Here is a 17,671-nt window from a genome sequence, read left to right as displayed (position 1 = left end):
AAGCTGAATGGATCAGCTCTCAGGGGTGATGATCGAGTCGAGACTGGATTCGGCAGCCAGTTTCAATCGGTCGGCTTTACAAATGTATTTAGGCTTGCTTTTCGGTGCCAGTTTGGCACTGGCCTTTTTGGCATTAGCCTTTAACAACTGGTTTATTTTTTTGCGACGATTCATGTTTTTCTGCTCGGCCTGTAAATTCTTGAATGATATCAGCTTGAATATTAAACCGGTTCCCTGTCCGCTTTTTGCCGGGTACTGATTGATTCAAGCGCCCGCGCTGCATCAAGTGTGACCCACTGCTTGCGCTGCTTGCGTCCCTGGAGGGCCCAATGCCGGCCATCACCACGCGCCTGGTGGCGCTGTTTGTTCTTTGCCTGACGCTTGAAGTGCCGGCCCAGAACAGCACCTGCCCGGCTGGCCAGAAACAAGTGTGCCTGGACAGCTGCATCTGCCTGCCGGACCTGGGACCGCTGCTGGGCCCCCTGCCTGATGACATCCACCAGATCGCGGCGCCGGCCCTGGCGCTGTGGCTGACCCAGGCCCGCGCTGAAGCCGCCACTACCGACCTCCAACCCATTCCACCGCACATCCGCGAGCAACTGTTGCATTGGTACGACCCCGGCGTCCTCGATGCCGCGCGCTACAAAGTCAGCGACAACGGCCAGTTAAGCGCCGCCACGGCCATGCTGCAAAACCCCGATGTCGGTGCGGTGACGCTGATCGATATCATCCTCTTCCGGGACACTCAAACCGCAGAGCAGGACATCGCGCTCTGGGCTCACGAGCTCAAGCATGTGCAGCAGTTTCAGGAGTGGGGAGTCGAAGGCTTTGCCCAGCGGTACACTCAGGATTTCAATGCCGTGGAGTCACCGGCTTATGACATACAGGCTGAGGTCAGACGATCGGTGCGGCAAGGGACTCATTGAAGGGCCGCCTGGGCCTGCGGATTCAACCCGCCTCATGCCTGGCTGCCACACTCACTGTTTGTCTGGGAGATTCGCATTGCAGACTATCCGCCGGGCTCGACAGGAAGATGCCGAATGCATCGCCTTGCTGGTCACCGAAGCCTACACGCCCTACATCTCCAGGATCGGCAGAAAACCGGCGCCCATGCTGGAGGATTATCGGCAGGTACTGGTTGATACCGATACGTTCGTGCTGACGGAAGGGGCTGAAATTGTGGGGGTACTGGTGATGAGCCGGGAGCACACGGAACTGCTCCTGATCAATGTCGCGGTGTCGCCTCGCTACAAAGGCCAAGGCTTCGGAAAAAAATTGATGGCGTTCTGTGAGCGCCATGCACTGCACTCCGGATGCGAAGCGGTTCGGCTCTACACCCATGAGCTGATGATCGAGAACATTGAGATCTATAAAAAACTGGGCTACCAGGAAACCCACCGAGCCACTGAAAATGGCTTCTCCCGGGTGTTCATGCGCAAGGTGCTGGAGGTGCGATAATCAGGTCGAATATCCCACTCCGGATCGGGAAATTTGACGGTCAAGCCACACGCTATAGAGGTGATCAGTCATGAAAGGTTTTCTGGTGATTTTCTTCACCCAGCAGAACCGTCGTCATCACGGAAAAATGCTCGGTGACTGGCTGGTTGATCTGGCCAAGGAAATGGGATTGCGCGGAGCCACCCTGGCAACCGGAATCGAAGGCTTCGGGCATTCCGGGAAACTGCATTCCGCGCATTTTTTTGAGCTGGCCGATCAGCCAACCGAGGTTCGCCTGGTATTGACCGAAGAAGAATCCATTCGGCTGTTCGAGCGACTTGAGGGCGAAGAGATCGCCTTGTTTTACACAAAGACAGCGGTTGAGTTCGGTGTCATCGGCAAGCTCGCCGGCGGTCCGCCTCATCAGCCTTGATGACTGAGGAGGCGGCTTGTTGTTATTGACTGGAACGAACGGCCCCGCCATCGATCAACAGGTTCTGCCCGGTCAGGTAGCCCGCATGGCTGCTGCAAACGAAGGCGCAAAGCGCCCCGAACTCCTCGGGTGAGCCGAAGCGTTTGGCCGGTATTTCGTGACGGCATTCGCTGAGAAAGGCCTCACTGTCCAGCCCCGACTCTTCGGCGGCCGCGACCAGGTTGTCACGCAGTCGATCGGTGTCGAATGAGCCCGGTTGCAGGTTGTTGATCGTCACATTGCGACTGGCAATGCTGTCCTGCCGGGCAAGCCCTGCGATAAACCCGGTCAGGCCACTGCGCGCGCCATTGGACAGACCCAGGCTTTCGATAGGGGACTTCACGGCACTCGACGTGATGTTGACGATTCGGCCAAATCCGCGTGCCGCCATCCCGTCAACCGTTGCCTTGATCAACTCGATCGGGGTGAGCATGTTGGCGTCCAGCGCCTTGAGCCAGACGTCGCGGTTCCATTCGCGGAAATCCCCGGGAGGAGGGCCGCCGGCATTGTTGATCAGAATATCGAAATGCTCGTGGGCCTCGAGCGCTGCCGCCCGACCCTCGGGCGTCGAAATGTCGCCGGCCACGGCAATGACCGTCACTTGAGGATTGATCGCCCTGAGCTGACGGGCCGTTTCATTCAGCGTCTGTTCGCCCCGTGCGGTAATCACCACGTTCACGCCTTCGCTGACCAGTGCCTGTGCGCAGGCTTTACCCAGGCCTTTGCTGGCGGCGCACACCAGCGCCCAGCGTCCTGCTATTCCAAGATTCATGCGTGTTTTCCTGAAAGATCGAAGCTCAAAGAAAGGGGTTGCCTATTCATGCGTGATCCACCGTTGCCGACAGGTTTGGCGATCGGGCAGCGATGCCCATGAAGCGCCGCACTCGCTCGCCTTCGGCCTCGCACAGTATGGTTTCAGGTGCAGCATCCAGTTGGATATTACCGTTCTCCATGAACACGACCCTGTCGGAAATCGACATGGCAAAGTCCATTTCGTGGGTCACGATCAGCATGGTCATGCCTTCCTTGGCCAGGTCGCGGATCACGTTGAGCACGTCGTTGACCAGTTCCGGATCGAGGGCCGAGGTCGGCTCGTCGAACAGCATGACCTGCGGCTCCATCGCCAGGGCACGGGCAATCGCCACGCGCTGTTGCTGGCCACCGGAGAGCTGGTGCGGGTACTTGTGGGCATGGGCCAGCAGGCCGACCTTGTCCAGCAGCGCGTAGGCGCGGTGTTCACTCAGTTCGCCCGGCTGGCCGTGGTAACGCGGCGCCAGCGTTACGTTGTCGAGAATGGTGCGGTGCGGGAACAGGTTGAAGTTCTGGAACACCATGCCGATGTGCCGCACGCCTTTGCGCAGGCGGGCGCTGTCGGGTTTGTCCGACGCTTCGATGAACTTTTCGCCGAACAACAGAATGTTGCCCGTATCGATGCTTTCCAGGCCATTGACCGTACGGATCAGCGAGGTTTTGCCGGAGCCGGATGGCCCGATGATCGAGACCACCTGGCCGTATTCGACATTCAGGTCGATGCCCAGCAGCACCTTGTGCGTGCCATAGCTCTTCTGGATGTTCTTGAGTTGCAGGATGGGCGTCGTGTTAATGCCCGCGGCTTTGCGCGCATTGTCGGGCAAGGCTTCGGCGCTGGCCTTGAATTTGGCGATGGTGGCCGCGTCGAGTGTATGCGGCTTGCGGAAGTTCAGGTCCAGATAACGCTCCAGACGCTGCAGGAAAAAGCCGAACACGGTGACGATCAACACGTAGTAGACGCCTACCGCCGCCAGGGTTTCCATCACCAGGAAGTTGGTGGCATAGAGGCGCTGGCCGACCGTGAGGATCTCGGTCAGGGAGATGACCGAGACCAGCGAAGTCAGCTTGACCACCGTGATGTATTCATTGATCAGGGTGGGCAGCGAAATACGGAAAGCCTGGGGGATGATGATCAAACGTTGCATGCCGAACAGGCCGACACCCAGCGCGCGCGCGGCTTCCTTCTGGCCCTTGGCCACGGAGATCAGGCCGCCACGATGGATTTCCGCCATGTACGCCGCTTCGGTGACCACCAGGGCCAGCAAGCCAGAGTAGAAGGGGTTGGACAGAATCGGTCCGCTACCGGGAAACAATTGCGGCAAGTTGTAGACGAAGACCACCAGCACCAGCAATGGGATGCTGCGGAAGAACCAGATGTAGACCGCTGCGGGAATGCGCAGAAAGGGCGAGTGGGACAGCTTGGCCGTGGCCAGGACAAAACCCAGCAGCATGCCGATGAACCAGGCCAGGGCACTGAGCTGGATCACCGTGACGCAGGCGTGCCAGAAGTCTGGCAGGGAGAACAGCGAGAGAAAGTACGACCAATCGAATTGCATAGGGCACCTCCATCTGCCGCACCGTTGCAGGGGCGGCAGATGACCAGACTACAAGGGCAGGTTCTTAGTGGGCGGTCGGCTCTTCCAGGCCATATTTCTTAAGGATAGCGGCGTATTCACCGCTCTTTTTCGCCTCCTCGAAGGCCTTCTGCACGGCCTGGAAGGTTTCGTCGTTACCTTTCTTGACGAAAATGCCCAGGGTTTGCTGATAAATCGGGTGCTCGGTAGTGATCACCACCCGGCCATTGGTCTTTTCCGCGATCATTTTTGCGGCACCGGCGATTTCTACCTGGGCCTGGATGTTCTTGGACAACAGGGCCTGGGTCACTTCGGGGGCCGAAGGGTACTCACTGACGGTGATGGCGCCTTTGTTGTTCGGCACGCAGTATTCATCGGACAGCTTGCGGAATTCCTTGACCCAGGTCGTGCCCTGTTCCAGGCCCAGTTTCAAGCCGCACAGGTCTTCAGGTTTTTTTGCATTGATCTCGCTGCCCTGGGGCACCATGACGGCGGCGCCGGTGTTGGCATAAGCGATGGTCTGGGCCTGGGTCTGGCGCTCCGGCGTGATGTACATGCCGGAAATGACCGCGTCGTACTTGCCGGAGTTCAGGCCCAGGATCAGGCTTGGGAACTTGGTGTCGACGAACTCCACCTTGGCGTTCATGTGCTTGGCCAGTGCTGTTGCCAGTTCGGGGTCCGAACCCACCACGTTCTTGTCCTTGTCATAGGACTCGAAAGGCGGGTAGGTGATTTCCATGCCGACCTTGAACGTGCCTGCCGCGGCCATGCTTGCCGAAGCAGCGAGCATGCCGGCTGCCAATACAGCCAAGCTCAACAGGTTTTTTTTATTGTTTTTCATTATTTACTGACTCCGGCGTAGGTAAGGGTGTAGCTGAAAACTTCAATCAGGACGGTTGAGCCTGATTTTTCAAATGTCCGAAACTGGCGGGCTTGCGTGCCTTGCCTGGCAGTTGAACGTCCCCGTTGGCCACTCTCTGGCGCAGATACTGATAAGTCTGCAACGCCTGGCCATACATGTGTTCGCCGATCGTGATTTCTTCGTAGTCGTTGCCTGTCTGGGCGAACCCGGGCAGCGGTTTGATCTGGGTGTGATAATCGCAGGCATAAAACAGCGGGAAGGAATAACGCTCCTCCTTCACGCTGCGCACCCGGTGCGCAGTGGCAACGAATGCGCCGGCAGTCATCACTTCCAGCATGTCGCCGATGTTGACCACAAAGGCATCGGCAATCGGTGGTGCATCGATCCATTGGCCAAGGTTGTTCATCACCTCAAGACCTGGTTTGTCGGCCAGCAGGATGGTGAAGCACTCGTAATCAGTATGGGCGCCAAGACCCGGTGCGTCATGGGCCGCACCATCGTAGGGGTAATGGATCAGGCGCAGCTTGGACGGCGGACGGGTGACCAGGCCGTCGAAATAGTTTTCGTCCAGGCCCAGGGTCAGGGCGAAACCGCCGAACAGGCGCCGGCCCAAGGCGAAGATTGCTTCATAGTAGGCCTGCACCGACGCCTTGAAACCTGCCAGCTGCGGCCAGTCATTGGGGCCCAGCAAGGGGGTGTTGGCCAGCACCAGCGGGTCATCGGCCGGGACTTCGAAGCCGACGTCGAAGGCTTCCTTGTGGTCCGGCTTGCCTTTGGAATAGACCTCTTCGCCTTCGGGTACAAAGCCCTTGTGGGTTTGCGAGGTGCCGATGTAGTGCCGCATCTTGGTGTCGAAGGGCTGGTCGAAAAAGTCCTTGGCCGCCTTGCGCAAGTTCGCGATCAGTTGCGGGTCGATACCGTGATCGGTGATGTAGAGGAACCCGACCTCGCTGGCGGCGCGCCCCAATTGTTCGGCCACGGCCAGGCGGTGTTCCAGTTCAAAGCTGAACAGGCCGGCGATGTTGACTACCGGAATGCTGTTGAAGTTGGCTTTGTGTGGGTCAGTGCTGACGCTGTTATTTTTATTGTCTGGCATGACGCATCGGCTCCCTAAGGATGGCGTGAGTGGTGGAAACGCTCGAAGTGTTCGCGCTCGGTCTGGCCCATCCACACGTTCAATGACCACAGGTCGGCGACCGGGACATTGGTGAAGGGCAAATGATGCAGGTAGCCGTCGGCGCCGAATTCCGGGGTCAGGGTGCTGACCTGGTAACCGCGGGCTTGCTGCGAGCGCCAGATGCTTTCCCAGTGCTGCTGGTGGAAAGCCAGTTCTTTGGCATATTCAGGTGCCGCCGGGTGCGGAACCTGCGGCCCCTGGTCGTAACCGACACGGGCCTGGATATGGTGAACCCGTTCGACGAAAGCGCTCAGGTCATCGGCCGGGTCATTCAACAGACGCTCGCAGGTCACGACCCAATGGCTGATGTCACTGGTGAACAACAGATCGGGCAGTTGCCGGATCAATTCCAGGGTCACCCAGGGGTTGAACAGCGAACGCGAGCGATGGGTTTCGAAACTGCAGACCTGGCCGTGCTTGCGCGCCAGATCCAGCGCCTGGCCAAAAAACTCCACTTGCTGCGGCAAGGACCAGCGGTCATTGCCCGCCAGCACGTTGACGAAACGTGGACCGAGTTCGGTGGCCCAGGCAAGTTTGCGGTCGAGGTCATCGAGATGGACGGCAGGTGTTGCCGACTGCTCCGGCAGCACGTCGTAGGCGGTGAAGACGGTGCTGATATAGCCCAGGCGGTTGGCCTTGAGAAAGGCACCGAATTCAGCCCGCTCGCGGGCGTCCAGTGGCAGGCGTGCCTCCATGCCATCAAAGCCCGCTTGCAGCAACTCCTCGAGCGCCTGAGCCTTGCTGGCGGTGTAACCCCACAGCGTGCGAAAAATTTCCAGCTTCATCGGTGATCCTCAAAAATCCCAGGGCCTACTGCAAAAGCACGTCGACGGCACCCAGCTGACAAGCGATCAATGGTCAGCGGCGGCAAGGGACTCTGGATCCGGATTTCTGCGCCATCTGATCCCACTGAGCAATACCGAAGCGGGTTCGCTGTGGAACCGATGTTAATCACAGGTTGCGCGGCGAAAGAATCTGAAAGTTCAAATGAATACTTCAGACTTTCATTAACAAATAGCTAGCTATTTATTCAGCTTGCAAGGCGGGATTTTAAGGGCGAGTACGTGTCTACGTTGGGTATTAGCAGGAGGTGCCAGTGTTACGGCATCATTTTGAAGAGTCCCAAGCGACACTGGATTGCTGAGGGGGCCGTTTTGGAGGGGAACGCATTGTCAGGCGTATTCAACGGAATGTTTCATTTAAAAATTTTCCGCCTCGGGCGCACGGAAGGCCTTACTGTAATAGCCGGACTGGTCGAAACAGCAAACCTGCTTCTTGCCGGTTGCAAGCATATCGCAGGCATCACCAATTCGCTTTTCGCGCGTCTTGAGTTGCTTGGCTGAAGTAATCCAGTGGATCCAGTCGACTCGCGCGATGGTCGTTGTATTGTTCCAGACTTTACGAGCCTCGGGAGTGGCTGCCAGTGCTGCCTCAAAATCCGCCGGGATGTCAGGCTCGGGTTCCTTCTTCACAGGGGTTAGCTCGAGTGTGACGATATCCCCAACGGCCACACCGGCGGCGTCGAGTAACTCGCTACTGACCTTCAGCCAATGGCTCAACTGACCATCGGGCTCAAGGGTTGCCTGGAAAGGGTGCCCATTGATTGTGCCTTCAACTGTCGTCCTTCCTCGCCGCGGAAGCGGTTCACTCGCGTCTCTCGGCAGGACTGTGAACGCCCATGACGTATCCTTACCGGGCTTTGCCGGACGAAGAAGCTTTGCTTCGAATCGGGATTTCACATCGATTGTTGTCATTGCTACTCCTCCAACTCATACGTCTAACGACTTTCTGGCGACATCACTGTCGCGTTTGAATGCGACAGTGATGACGCCAGGATGAACGCTTAGTTAACCATCACCTCATCCAGTGCCTGCTCGAGGGTGCTGACCGTGCGTTCGATATTGTGCAGCTTTTCGAGTCCGAACAGACCGATGCGGAAGGTCTGGAAGTCGGCCGGCTCGTCGCATTGCAACGGCACTCCGGCGGCGATCTGCAGGCCGTGGTCGGCAAATTTCTTGCCGCTCTTGATATCGGCATCATCGGTGTAGCTCACCACGACGCCAGGGGCCTGAAAGCCGGCTGCGGCCACGCTTTTGATGCCTTTGCCGGTCAACATTGCGCGCACCCGATCGCCCAGAGCCTGTTGTGCGTCGCGGACCTTGTCGAAACCGTAGGCTTGCGTCTCTTTCATCACTTCGTTAAATCGCGCGAGGGAATCGCTGGGCATGGTCGCATGGTAGGCATGTCCACCCTGTTCGTAGGCCTGCATGATCTGAAGCCACTTTTTCAGGTCGCAGGCAAAGCTGCTGCTCTGCGTCTTCTCGATGCGCTCGAGGGCCAACGAGCTGAACATCACCAGGGCGCAGCAAGGGGAGGCGCTCCAGCCTTTCTGCGGTGCGCTGATCAGCAGGTCGACTGCGCACTTCTGCATATCAACCCAAATCGTGCCCGAGGCGATGCAGTCCAGCACGAACAGGCCACCCACCGCATGCACGGCGTCGCCGACGGCCCGCAGGTACTCGTCGGGCAGGATAATCCCGGATGAGGTTTCAACATGGGGGGCGAAGACAATCTGCGGCCTCGAAGCCGCAATCGCTGCCAGCACTTCGTCCAGAGGGGGTGGGGCGTAGGCAGCCTGGCGACCCGTGTCGACCGGTCGGGCTTTCAGCACCGTGGTGGCCGCCGGGATGTTGCCCATCTCAAGGATCTGGCTCCAGCGATAACTGAACCAGCCGTTGCGTATCACCAGGCATTGCTGGCCGGTGGCAAACTGTCGCGCCACCGCTTCCATGCCGAATGTGCCGCTGCCCGGGACCACCGCAACAGCCTGGGCGTTGTAGACCTGTTTCAGGGTCCTGGAAATGTTCTTCATCACGCTTTGAAAGGACTGTGACATGTGGTTGAGCGAGCGGTCCGTATAGACCACCGAGTACTCGACCAGCCCCTCGGGATCGATACCGGGATATAGCTTTGACATGGGTGACTCCTTTGGCAGAGATGTCAGTGGTATCGACCCTGCCCTAAGCCTTGGCAAATGACAAGAATGCTCGGGATTGAATGGCGACTTCTGTGTAGGAGCGAGCTTGCTCGCGATGGTCGTCAACGATAATGCGGGAGTCCTGATGCCCCTTGGCGTTGTCGAGTTCATCGCGAGCAAGCTCGCTCCTACAGGCTTGGTTGCTGCGAACATCTGCATCGCATTTGACCAATCACGTATCAGGATTAAAGTCTATTGTCTGTGAGTGGCGACGCAATAAAGGTCAACCCCGTCAGTCTTTGATCCGCAGCGACTGTCACCACTCAGGCTCCTCAACGGCAGGTGCAGAAACGGAGTATTTCTCATGATCAAATACCTTCGAATGATGGCAATGATTTCAATCCTCGCAATCACTGCGGGCTGCCAAATGGATCAATCAACTTCCGCGTCTGGCACAAAGGCTGCGGACGCTGCGATGGACCAGGAAGCGAAAGCAGCGTTACAGAGTTTGTACACCAGTACACCGAAATCGCGCGCCCTCGCGCAGAAAGCCAAGGGTATCCTCGTTTTTCCGGATGTGGTGAAAGCGGGGTTCATCGCCGGGGCTCACCATGGCGAAGGCGAATTGATCGAGAACGGCAAAGTCACGGGGTACTACTCGACTACAGCAGCCTCATACGGCCTTCAGGCAGGCGTTCAGAGGTTTGGGTACGCGATGTTCTTCATGAGTGATTCTGCGCTGAAAGATCTGAAAACTGGCAATGGGTTTGAGGTCGGCGTGGGCCCAAGCATCGTGGTCGAAGATGCAGGCGCGGCCAAGTCGCTGACTACTTCAACGATTCAGTCTGATATCTATGCGTTCATTTTTGATCAAAAGGGCTTAATGGCTGGGGTGGGATTGCAGGGTTCAAAGATTAGCAAGCTCAGTCGCTGAGACCGTCGGCTATGCACCGAGCTGATTTTCGGGAGGGTGTTGGTTCGGCAGAACGCCGGGGATGGCTGGGCCAATTCTCCAACCCTCACTGGACGAAATCCAGCGCAGCCTGACCAATATCAACCAACTCGCTGATCTTCACTGCAGGATAGCCCGATGGCGATATGGCCAGCAGTGGCGCCCAGCGTTCAGCTTCTGAATAGCGGCCGTGCTTATTGCCCATGCCCCCGTGATCGCTGACAAAAACGACCAGGCGCTGAGGCGTTGCACCCTGGGGGGAGGGGGATGCAAATGCCTTCTCCCAGAGGCGACGAATGCGGGCATCTGTTTCTCGCACGGCCGCAGCGTAGCCCGGATCAGACGGATCGAAAGCACCGTGATGGCCCGCGTCGTCTACTGCATCGAGATGAATGAAGGCCAGATCGGGCTGGCATGTACGCCAGGTGGTCAATACTTCCTGTTCGACCGCTGTATCGTTTTTGCGCAAAAACGCCGCATGGTGTAACCCCGGCAAACCCCGCAAACGCCCCTCGACCAAATCGTACAGCGGCTTCCAGGAGGTAATGAGAAGGCTGCGGCTATCGGCCTTGCCGGTTTGCAGACGCTCAAACACGGTTTGGCTTTTGACGGGGCCCGGGCTGTCGTTATCGACAACGCCATGTGCGCTTGCCCAACTGGCGGTGAGCACACTGATCCAACCAGGCGCGGAATAAGTCTGTTGGGTGCGGCCGTTGCTGACATCGACCTTCCCCCAAGCCAAACCCCTGGACTCGGCCAACCGGGACAGGAAGGGGGTCAGTGCCGGGCTGACCGCGTCGGTACGCAGGCCGTCGATGCCGATGATGACCACCTGTCGAACAGGCGCTAGCGGCGCCGCATGACATTGCCCTGTCTCCTCGCTACGTGAACAGCCAAGCAGGCTTATCGCGCATAGCGTCAGCAACAGCTTGAGTCCCGAGGACAGAGTGAAATTTCGAGTGTTGAAGGCCAATGCTGAATATCTCCAATGAAATCCATGAAGTCCCATTTTGGGCATGTTCATTAAACAGCCTCCCGGTGGGTCAGCATCGGCTGGCATCGGCCAACAGCAGCTACGGCTCGGTATGGTTCACCGGTACCATTCGGTGACGCTTCGCCGCCCAGACCACTCCACCCACCAACAACACGATCGAGATCACTTCCATCATGCCAGGCACCCGCTGGCTGAACAGAAAACCGTACACGCAGGCAAACAGCGTTTCGAATACGATCATCTGGCCACTCAACGACGTGGCCATTCGACGCGAGCAGGCATTCCACAGCCCATTGGCCACCCACGAACCACAAAGTGCAAGGAACAGGCAGACCCACAACAAAGCCATCCAGCGGCTGCTTTCTACCTGGGCGGGTACCAGGTTCGGAAACAGCATCAAGGCAGCGAAACCGAACACGACCGCTACGATGCCCGTCACGATACCCAACAGTGTCGACCATTCGCTGCTGTTGAAATGGCTTTGTTTGAGATAACGGGCATTGTGGGTGGCGTACCACGACCAGCAGACAACACCGCTGAACCCGCAGGCCAGGCCCAGCATCTGGGAAAACACCGAGGTGCTGGTCGCCTGTGCGCCTGAGTGTTCCAGGCTGACCGATACGATGCCCAGGAATACCAGAAACAGGGGCAGCTTGAGCTTTGTCAGGGGCAGGGACCCTGCGTCGCCACGCCCAAGGAAGGTAATGGCAACCGGCATCATGCCGTTGATCAGGGCGGCCGCCGTCACCCCGCTCAGTTGTACGGAAGCGCCCAACAGCGCGTAGTTCAGGACATTCCCGGTCAATGACAAACGCAGCAGCATCAAGGCATCGCTGCGCGTCAATCGTGAGAGCAGGCGGGATGCAATCGGCAGAGCCACGAGGAGCGAGATCAGCCCGTACAAGGCAAATCGCACACTGCTGATCAGCACGGCATTGAATTCCGGCAGCAGCGAAGGGGCGAGAATCACCCCACCCCAGATGGCACCCGCCAATATCGCAAATACAATCCCACTATTCATCATCTCGGCTCTGACAGGCTGTTTAGCGGCATTCTAGCCATGGTATATAAGCGCCACCTGCGATAAATAGTTGGCCACCCATTCCTGTCGGGAATGTCGCGTCACAGCCATCAGCCCCGGAGAATCCTCATCAACCGTTACCTGCGTACCTTGCCCCCATTGGAGACCCTGATCACGTTTGAAGCCGTGGGACGACACGCCAGCTTCACGGGGGCAGCGGGCGAACTGTTTCTGACCCAGAGCGCCGTGAGTAAACAGATGCGCCAGCTTGAGGACTGTATGGGCGTTGCGCTTTTCGAGCGCAAACCACGGGGTGTCAAGTTGACCGGCGCAGGCGATGAGTTGCTGATGACCGTCAACGTGCTCCTGACCACGATGTACCAAAGCGTCACGCGCATTCGCAATGTCCATCAGTCCAACGCCGTCTCGGTCCTGGCGACCCATGCCCTGGCCCAATTCTGGTTGTTCCCCAAGCTGATCGAATTCAACAAGGCGTACCCTGACATCGCCGTGCACGTTCATGCGATCAACGAATTCGATGAGGCCAGCCTCAATGATTTCGACGTGGGCATTCTCTACGGTTCTGGCGAATGGCCTTCGCTGGACAGCGATTTCCTGCTGCCGGAAATCGTCTATGCGGTGGCTCATCCTTCACTGGATGTCGCGGGGATCAAGACGCTGGAGCAATTGGCGCAGGCCAACCTGGTGCAGATCGACACATGTGCCTGGCAGTGCCTGGACTGGCATCAATGGTTCGGCCACTTTGGCATTGATTACGCACCGAGGGACAAAGCCCCGGTCTTTAACCAGTTGACGTTGGCGTATCGCGCCGTTCAGCAAGGGATGGGCATCGGCCTGGCGTGGACGTTCATGGGAGATGAGGCGCTGGCCAAGGGAGAGTTGCAACGGGTGACGTCTTTCGAATGCGTGACAGGCAATGGAGAATTCCTTGTCTCGCTCAAGCATCGCAAGCGTTCTGCCGCTGCCGAGATTTTTCGGCAGTGGCTCCTGGGGTCGATGGGCGACTGACTCCCCATAGTTGCAGGACGGCCTGTGTCGGCTAGTTTGCGGCGAGAAAATTCCAGCGGTAGACCAAGCACTTCAGCGACAGTAAGCCCCAACTATTGATTACCCAATGTAATAAGTGAAATTCAATTCAGGGGCTCTATCACCTTCTGCTCTAGTAATAAGATGGCTACATCAAACCATTCCTACTGGAGAATCGCGTGAAAAAAACCATTATTGCCGCCTTGCTAGCCGCTGCCGCCAACTATGCCAACGCCGGCACGGTCTTGGTTGTACTGTCGGATCAGGCTCAACTGGACCTCAAAGACGGCAAGGTCATGCAAACAGGTTTCTTCCTGAACGAACTAATGCAACCGGTGCAGACCTTCATCGCGGCGGGTCAAACCGTCATATTTGCCACCCCTGGCGGCAAGGCGCCAACCGCGGACCAGAAATCCAATGATGTGAGCTTCTGGGGCGGCGATGAAAAGGCCCGTCAGGAAAGTCTCGCGCTGCTGGCCACGCTGAAGCTGACCTCGAAGAGCGACTCGCCGGCAATCAGCTTCGCGCAGGTTCAGAAAATCGGCTACGACAAGTTCGATGCCGTATTCGTGCCTGGCGGCCATATCCCGATGCAGGATCTGCTGAAGGACAAGCAACTGGGCCAATTGCTGACCAACTTCCATGAAAAAGGCAAGATCACCGGCTTCACCTGCCATGGCACCATTGCCATGTTGTCGGCGATCCCGGACGCGCACGGTTTTGTCTCCGCGCTGGAATCGGGCAAACAGCCGGCAGCGCCAGCCAATTGGATTTACAAGGGCTACAAAGTCACCGCCTTCACCGACGCGGAAGAGGAGCAGGCCAAAGGTTTCCTCGGCGGCGGCCATATGAAACTGTTCCCGCAGGATGGCCTCACGGCAGCCGGTGCTGACTTCTCCGAAGCCAAGCCATGGAGCGAGAACGTGATCGAAGACCGCGAAGTCATTTCCGGCCAGAACCCACAGTCGGCCAAGGCAGTCGCCGTGGCCATGCTGGCGAAACTGAAGTAATCCTGGGCGGCCGTTCGGGGCAAGCCGGGTCGTAGGTGCTGCGGGTCGATCTGCTTTGGCCTGTCCTTGACAGGGAGAACGGCCGATCGGGTCGGTTGCAGCCCCTTCGCGACCGACAACAATCGGCTAAAAGCAAGCACCAACATTCAACAGGCGATCTTCTGATCGCCTCGCTTAGATATGCAACCAGGCCAGCGAACCCAACATGACGCCAACACCGGCGGCACCAAACGAGACCCGCTTGAGCCATTCCTTACGCGTCAGCAAGGTAATGGCTGCCAGCGAAATGGCTATTTGTATCGCCACCATCGCCTGGGCCCAGCGGTGATGCTGATGTAGCACCTGCTCTGACTTCTCGTCCCACTCGCGCGCCCCTTGTTCGAGTGCTTCAGCCTTTTTGCGCGCCTCCTCTTTCTGTTCGCCGTACCGCCGTGCCTCAGAGGCATAGTGGGCCGAATCCAGCCCTGGGAGATGGCTCGCCAGGTCCGACAGGCTCTGCCGGCTGGACTTTGCCTGGTAGTAATTCCACTCGTTGGCGGCTTCGGTCTTCTGGATGGCGGCGTTGTTCTTGTCCATGGCCGCCTCATTCTCCGTTGAGCCGGCCTGGTAGCTCATCAGGGCGCCGACGGTCGCCATGATGGCCGTCATCACCGCAACCTTGCTGGCAAAGCCGTCGCCTTGTGCATGCGCATGATGGGTGGTGTGCTCAATGTGTTGCTCGTGTGGGCTGGGAACTTCGAACTCTTCAGGCATGGATGTCGATCTTGGAGAAATGAGTGGTGGGGGGGACAGTATGAATGGCCCCTGATTCTTTAGACACACATGACTGGCCGCCATGGGTCCAGGCTGGTTGAAAACGCAGGCAGCGTGATCTGGCGAGCCCAATGCTCGCCAGAGATTGCTGATCAACGGGTGCTCTCTAGCGCAATAGATGCACTGCCAAGCCCACGAGCGCACAGGCCAGCAACACCTGGATAACGCCCCGCTTGAAGCGAAACAGGGCAGTCGCGGCGGCAATCGCGATCAACGCTGAAGGCCAGTCGAGGCTGCCGCTGAAGCCCTTTGGCCAAAGCACGTGATAGCCGAAGAAGCACGCCAGATTGAGGATCACGCCCACCACTGCGGCGGTAATGGCGGTCAGTGGCGCAGTGAACTTGAGTTCGTTGTGGGTCGACTCCACCAGTGGGCCACCCGCGAGGATGAACAGGAACGAAGGCAGGAAGGTGAACCATGTCACGAGGGAGGCGGCCACAGCCCCCGCCAGAAACACCTGATCAGCCCCGAATAATTGCGAGACATAGGCCCCGACAAAACCGACGAAGGCCACCACCATGATCAGTGGCCCAGGTGTGGTTTCGCCCAGCGCCAGGCCGTCGATCATCTGAGTTGGGGTCAGCCAGCCATAGTGACCGACCGCGCCTTGATAGACATACGGCAGCACAGCGTAGGCGCCACCAAAGGTCAGCAACGCCGCCTTGGTAAAGAACCAGCCCATTTGGGTCAAGGTGCCTTCCCAACCAAAGAGGGCGGTCAAAATCCCCATGGGCAACGCCCACAGTGCGGCGCCGATCAGGGCCAGTGTTGCCAGTTTCAACCAACCGAACCGGGCGTGTGCCGGGGACGGCGTGTCATCATCAATCAAGGCCGGGCCGAAGGATTTTTCCGAAGCGCCATGGCCACCGGCCCTGAACTTCTCGGGCGCCAGGCGTCCGCCGACATAACCGATCAATGCGGCCCCCAGCACAATCAACGGGAACGGCACATTGAACGCGAAGATGGCGGTGAATGACGCCGCCGCTATCGCCCACAGCCAATTATTTTTCAAAGCCCGAGAGCCGATTCGATGGGCCGCCTGCACCACGATGGCTGTCACGGCGGGCTTGATCCCATAGAAGAGCCCGGCCACCACGGGTACTTCGCCGAACGCGATATACATCCACGACAAGGCGATCAGGATGAACAATGAGGGCAGCACAAACAGTACCCCCGCAATCACGCCACCCCAGGTTCGATGCATCAGCCAGCCGATGTAGGTCGCCAACTGCTGGGCCTCCGGCCCAGGCAGCAACATGCAGTAGTTGAGGGCATGCAGAAAGCGGCGCTCGGAGATCCAGCGCCGCCGCTCCACCAGTTCCTGGTGCATGATCGAAATTTGCCCTGCTGGCCCACCGAAGCTGATAAAGCCGAGCTTCAGCCAAAACCAGAATGCCTCACGCAAACTGACGGCTTGCGGCCTCGACAGCTCTTCTTCAACCATGGGTGCCACAACCTTATTCATTGGGTTGTTCCTCTTTCACAAAACCGGCGAGCAGGCCATCGAAGATAGCGCTTGCAGCCGCCAGCAAGTGGTCGTCGTTGCGAATGGTTTCGCGTAGCCCTGCAAGCACACGCTCGATGCCGGCAGCCTCCACCGGTTGAATGCCTCCGATATCGAGGTAATGCACCAAGGCCGCAATACGGTTCAGTCCAGGCGCTTGAAGCTCAAAACTGGCTTGTAAAGTTTCGAAGCTCACGCGGTTGCCGACATGACTGAACGCCGCGTCATCGAAGTCGAACCCCAGCGCATCGGCCGGACAGTCCTGTGGAGAGTCCAGCCAGAGGATCTGGGCGTCAGGGTCTATGAAGCGACGGATTAGCCAGGCACAGGCCAGGCGGTCAACCCAAGGACGCTTGCGGGTTGCCCAGACGCGCCCCTGATAATCACCACGGTTGAGTGCCGCTATGGGTTGGTTGCGGCTGTGTGGCTCGTCTGGGGACAAGGCACTGTTGATGGCGATCTCAAACGCCTGCAAGGCTGAATCAATCTGCTGCTTGGGCTTACCTGAGAAGTAATCGATGCTGGCCAACTGCTCGTAGGCTTTGCGCAGCTTGCGAACCTGTTTCGTGATGGCCAATGCGTTTTCGGGATTGAGTTGTCCACGGCACTCTTCGATCTCTGCGCGCAGCTTGCTGTAGTCATCGCTACGGTCGAACAACTCGACAAAACGCTCACCATCAGGATCGACCACGGGCAGGATTAATGCGGTGCCATTGATGGCCAGGATGTCGCGCTCGATAGCTGCGAGCGCTTCACGGCAGGCATCGGTATCGGGCAACAGATAGGCACCATCACGCAGAACTGCCGCACCCGCCGCTTTCAAAGCACGCCAGGCTCGCATGCGTTCGGTGGCATTGGCGGTGGGTAATCCAAGAACCAGGGTTAGCCAATTTTTCATGTAGAGTGAGCTAATTATTATGTAGTAAATACTACATTACGCTTGATCTTTACGATTGGAAAGCTGCCCGCCAGGACTTTGGCGAGACCGTTTGGAGAAGGGGGGCGCAAGCAGGGTCAATAG

Annotated in this window: 19 protein-coding genes; 6 read left to right on the top strand and 13 right to left on the bottom strand. The window is 58.1% G+C overall.

Annotated features, from left to right (window positions below; genetic code table 11):
* Positions 1–12: 12 nt before the first annotated feature.
* The gene (locus tag LAB08_RS17180; RefSeq protein WP_096510582.1) at positions 13–174 is read right to left on the bottom strand and encodes a DUF2986 domain-containing protein; all 162 of its coding nucleotides are present in this window, start codon (positions 172–174) and stop codon (positions 13–15) included.
* A gap of 155 nt (positions 175–329) precedes the next feature.
* On the opposite strand from LAB08_RS17180, the gene LAB08_RS17175 reads away from it, so the two are divergent.
* The 3 genes from LAB08_RS17175 to LAB08_RS17165 all read left to right on the top strand — a co-directional run bounded on the left by LAB08_RS17175 (position 330) and on the right by LAB08_RS17165 (position 1,870).
* Positions 330–926, top strand: a complete 597-nt coding sequence (locus tag LAB08_RS17175) for an eCIS core domain-containing protein (RefSeq protein ID WP_096510583.1) — start codon at positions 330–332, stop codon at positions 924–926.
* A 76-nt stretch (positions 927–1,002) separates the two neighbouring features.
* Entirely contained in the window at positions 1,003–1,458 is a 456-nt protein-coding gene (locus LAB08_RS17170; protein ID WP_254007467.1) for a GNAT family N-acetyltransferase, read from the top strand.
* Positions 1,459–1,528: 70 nt separating this feature from the next.
* On the top strand, positions 1,529–1,870 hold the full coding sequence (locus tag LAB08_RS17165; protein ID WP_096510585.1) for a DUF190 domain-containing protein: 342 nt from the start codon (positions 1,529–1,531) through the stop codon (positions 1,868–1,870).
* Between the two features lie 22 nt (positions 1,871–1,892).
* On the opposite strand, the gene LAB08_RS17160 is transcribed toward LAB08_RS17165, so the two are convergent.
* The 7 genes from LAB08_RS17160 to LAB08_RS17130 form a co-directional block, all read right to left on the bottom strand.
* A complete protein-coding gene (locus tag LAB08_RS17160) occupies positions 1,893–2,681 on the bottom strand; it encodes an SDR family oxidoreductase (RefSeq protein ID WP_096510586.1) in 789 nt (262 codons plus the stop codon).
* 46 nt (positions 2,682–2,727) lie between these two features.
* Complete coding sequence (locus LAB08_RS17155; protein WP_096510587.1) at positions 2,728–4,275, bottom strand: amino acid ABC transporter permease/ATP-binding protein; 1,548 nt, start codon at positions 4,273–4,275, stop codon at positions 2,728–2,730.
* A gap of 64 nt (positions 4,276–4,339) precedes the next feature.
* Positions 4,340–5,134: an ABC transporter substrate-binding protein gene (locus LAB08_RS17150; protein WP_096510588.1), complete on the bottom strand. Its 795-nt coding sequence runs from the start codon at positions 5,132–5,134 to the stop codon at positions 4,340–4,342.
* 46 nt (positions 5,135–5,180) lie between these two features.
* Entirely contained in the window at positions 5,181–6,251 is a 1,071-nt protein-coding gene (locus tag LAB08_RS17145; protein WP_096510589.1) for an isopenicillin N synthase family dioxygenase, read from the bottom strand.
* 14 nt (positions 6,252–6,265) lie between these two features.
* Positions 6,266–7,117 (bottom strand): sugar phosphate isomerase/epimerase family protein, encoded by an 852-nt coding sequence (locus LAB08_RS17140; protein WP_096510590.1) that lies wholly within the window; start codon positions 7,115–7,117, stop codon positions 6,266–6,268.
* A 414-nt stretch (positions 7,118–7,531) separates the two neighbouring features.
* Complete coding sequence (locus tag LAB08_RS17135) at positions 7,532–8,086, bottom strand: YdeI/OmpD-associated family protein (protein WP_096510591.1); 555 nt, start codon at positions 8,084–8,086, stop codon at positions 7,532–7,534.
* A gap of 89 nt (positions 8,087–8,175) precedes the next feature.
* Entirely contained in the window at positions 8,176–9,309 is a 1,134-nt protein-coding gene (locus tag LAB08_RS17130; RefSeq protein ID WP_096510592.1) for an aminotransferase class V-fold PLP-dependent enzyme, read from the bottom strand.
* Positions 9,310–9,673: 364 nt separating this feature from the next.
* Between LAB08_RS17130 and LAB08_RS17125 the strand changes: the two genes are divergently transcribed.
* Positions 9,674–10,243, top strand: coding sequence for a lipid-binding SYLF domain-containing protein (locus tag LAB08_RS17125; RefSeq protein WP_096510593.1), 570 nt, complete (start codon positions 9,674–9,676; stop codon positions 10,241–10,243).
* Positions 10,244–10,328: 85 nt separating this feature from the next.
* Here LAB08_RS17125 and LAB08_RS17120 read toward each other — a convergent pair whose 3' ends face one another.
* Both LAB08_RS17120 and LAB08_RS17115 read right to left on the bottom strand, forming a co-directional pair.
* The gene (locus LAB08_RS17120) at positions 10,329–11,285 is read right to left on the bottom strand and encodes an alkaline phosphatase family protein (protein WP_172901596.1); all 957 of its coding nucleotides are present in this window, start codon (positions 11,283–11,285) and stop codon (positions 10,329–10,331) included.
* A 49-nt stretch (positions 11,286–11,334) separates the two neighbouring features.
* On the bottom strand, positions 11,335–12,279 hold the full coding sequence (locus LAB08_RS17115; RefSeq protein WP_096510595.1) for a DMT family transporter: 945 nt from the start codon (positions 12,277–12,279) through the stop codon (positions 11,335–11,337).
* Positions 12,280–12,369: 90 nt separating this feature from the next.
* On the opposite strand from LAB08_RS17115, the gene LAB08_RS17110 reads away from it, so the two are divergent.
* Both LAB08_RS17110 and LAB08_RS17105 read left to right on the top strand, forming a co-directional pair.
* Positions 12,370–13,305, top strand: a complete 936-nt coding sequence (locus LAB08_RS17110) for a LysR substrate-binding domain-containing protein (RefSeq protein ID WP_096510596.1) — start codon at positions 12,370–12,372, stop codon at positions 13,303–13,305.
* A 197-nt stretch (positions 13,306–13,502) separates the two neighbouring features.
* Positions 13,503–14,333: a type 1 glutamine amidotransferase domain-containing protein gene (locus tag LAB08_RS17105; protein ID WP_096510597.1), complete on the top strand. Its 831-nt coding sequence runs from the start codon at positions 13,503–13,505 to the stop codon at positions 14,331–14,333.
* A gap of 174 nt (positions 14,334–14,507) precedes the next feature.
* Here LAB08_RS17105 and LAB08_RS17100 read toward each other — a convergent pair whose 3' ends face one another.
* The 3 genes from LAB08_RS17100 to LAB08_RS17090 form a co-directional block, all read right to left on the bottom strand.
* The gene (locus tag LAB08_RS17100) at positions 14,508–15,086 is read right to left on the bottom strand and encodes a DUF4337 domain-containing protein (protein WP_096510598.1); all 579 of its coding nucleotides are present in this window, start codon (positions 15,084–15,086) and stop codon (positions 14,508–14,510) included.
* A gap of 166 nt (positions 15,087–15,252) precedes the next feature.
* Positions 15,253–16,611 (bottom strand): chromate efflux transporter, encoded by a 1,359-nt coding sequence (chrA, locus tag LAB08_RS17095; protein ID WP_096510599.1) that lies wholly within the window; start codon positions 16,609–16,611, stop codon positions 15,253–15,255.
* On the bottom strand, positions 16,604–17,548 hold the full coding sequence (locus LAB08_RS17090) for a chromate resistance protein ChrB domain-containing protein (protein ID WP_096510600.1): 945 nt from the start codon (positions 17,546–17,548) through the stop codon (positions 16,604–16,606). The genes chrA and LAB08_RS17090 overlap by 8 nt, the downstream gene beginning before the upstream one ends.
* Positions 17,549–17,671: the final 123 nt, after the last annotated feature.

This window comes from Pseudomonas izuensis (assembly GCF_002356535.2).
GTDB classification, from domain to species: Bacteria; Pseudomonadota; Gammaproteobacteria; order Pseudomonadales; family Pseudomonadaceae; genus Aquipseudomonas; species Aquipseudomonas izuensis.
This window is presented reverse-complemented; position numbering and strand designations above follow the sequence as displayed.

Bases quoted from the DNA above. Each gene is read 5' to 3' on its own strand.
- LAB08_RS17175 (WP_096510583.1), top strand. From the start codon at position 330: ATGCCGGCCATCACCACGCGCCTGGTGGCGCTGTTTGTTCTTTGCCTG.
- LAB08_RS17110 (WP_096510596.1), top strand. From the start codon at position 12,370: ATGTCGCGTCACAGCCATCAGCCCCGGAGAATCCTCATCAACCGTTAC.
- LAB08_RS17090 (WP_096510600.1), bottom strand. From the start codon at position 17,548: ATGAAAAATTGGCTAACCCTGGTTCTTGGATTACCCACCGCCAATGCC.
- LAB08_RS17100 (WP_096510598.1), bottom strand. From the start codon at position 15,086: ATGCCTGAAGAGTTCGAAGTTCCCAGCCCACACGAGCAACACATTGAG.
- LAB08_RS17130 (WP_096510592.1), bottom strand. From the start codon at position 9,309: ATGTCAAAGCTATATCCCGGTATCGATCCCGAGGGGCTGGTCGAGTAC.
- chrA (WP_096510599.1), bottom strand. From the start codon at position 16,611: ATGAATAAGGTTGTGGCACCCATGGTTGAAGAAGAGCTGTCGAGGCCG.
- LAB08_RS17160 (WP_096510586.1), bottom strand. From the start codon at position 2,681: ATGAATCTTGGAATAGCAGGACGCTGGGCGCTGGTGTGCGCCGCCAGC.
- LAB08_RS17135 (WP_096510591.1), bottom strand. From the start codon at position 8,086: ATGACAACAATCGATGTGAAATCCCGATTCGAAGCAAAGCTTCTTCGT.
- LAB08_RS17140 (WP_096510590.1), bottom strand. From the start codon at position 7,117: ATGAAGCTGGAAATTTTTCGCACGCTGTGGGGTTACACCGCCAGCAAG.
- LAB08_RS17155 (WP_096510587.1), bottom strand. From the start codon at position 4,275: ATGCAATTCGATTGGTCGTACTTTCTCTCGCTGTTCTCCCTGCCAGAC.
- LAB08_RS17125 (WP_096510593.1), top strand. From the start codon at position 9,674: ATGATCAAATACCTTCGAATGATGGCAATGATTTCAATCCTCGCAATC.
- LAB08_RS17145 (WP_096510589.1), bottom strand. From the start codon at position 6,251: ATGCCAGACAATAAAAATAACAGCGTCAGCACTGACCCACACAAAGCC.
- LAB08_RS17165 (WP_096510585.1), top strand. From the start codon at position 1,529: ATGAAAGGTTTTCTGGTGATTTTCTTCACCCAGCAGAACCGTCGTCAT.
- LAB08_RS17120 (WP_172901596.1), bottom strand. From the start codon at position 11,285: ATGAACATGCCCAAAATGGGACTTCATGGATTTCATTGGAGATATTCA.
- LAB08_RS17115 (WP_096510595.1), bottom strand. From the start codon at position 12,279: ATGATGAATAGTGGGATTGTATTTGCGATATTGGCGGGTGCCATCTGG.
- LAB08_RS17150 (WP_096510588.1), bottom strand. From the start codon at position 5,134: ATGAAAAACAATAAAAAAAACCTGTTGAGCTTGGCTGTATTGGCAGCC.
- LAB08_RS17180 (WP_096510582.1), bottom strand. From the start codon at position 174: ATGAATCGTCGCAAAAAAATAAACCAGTTGTTAAAGGCTAATGCCAAA.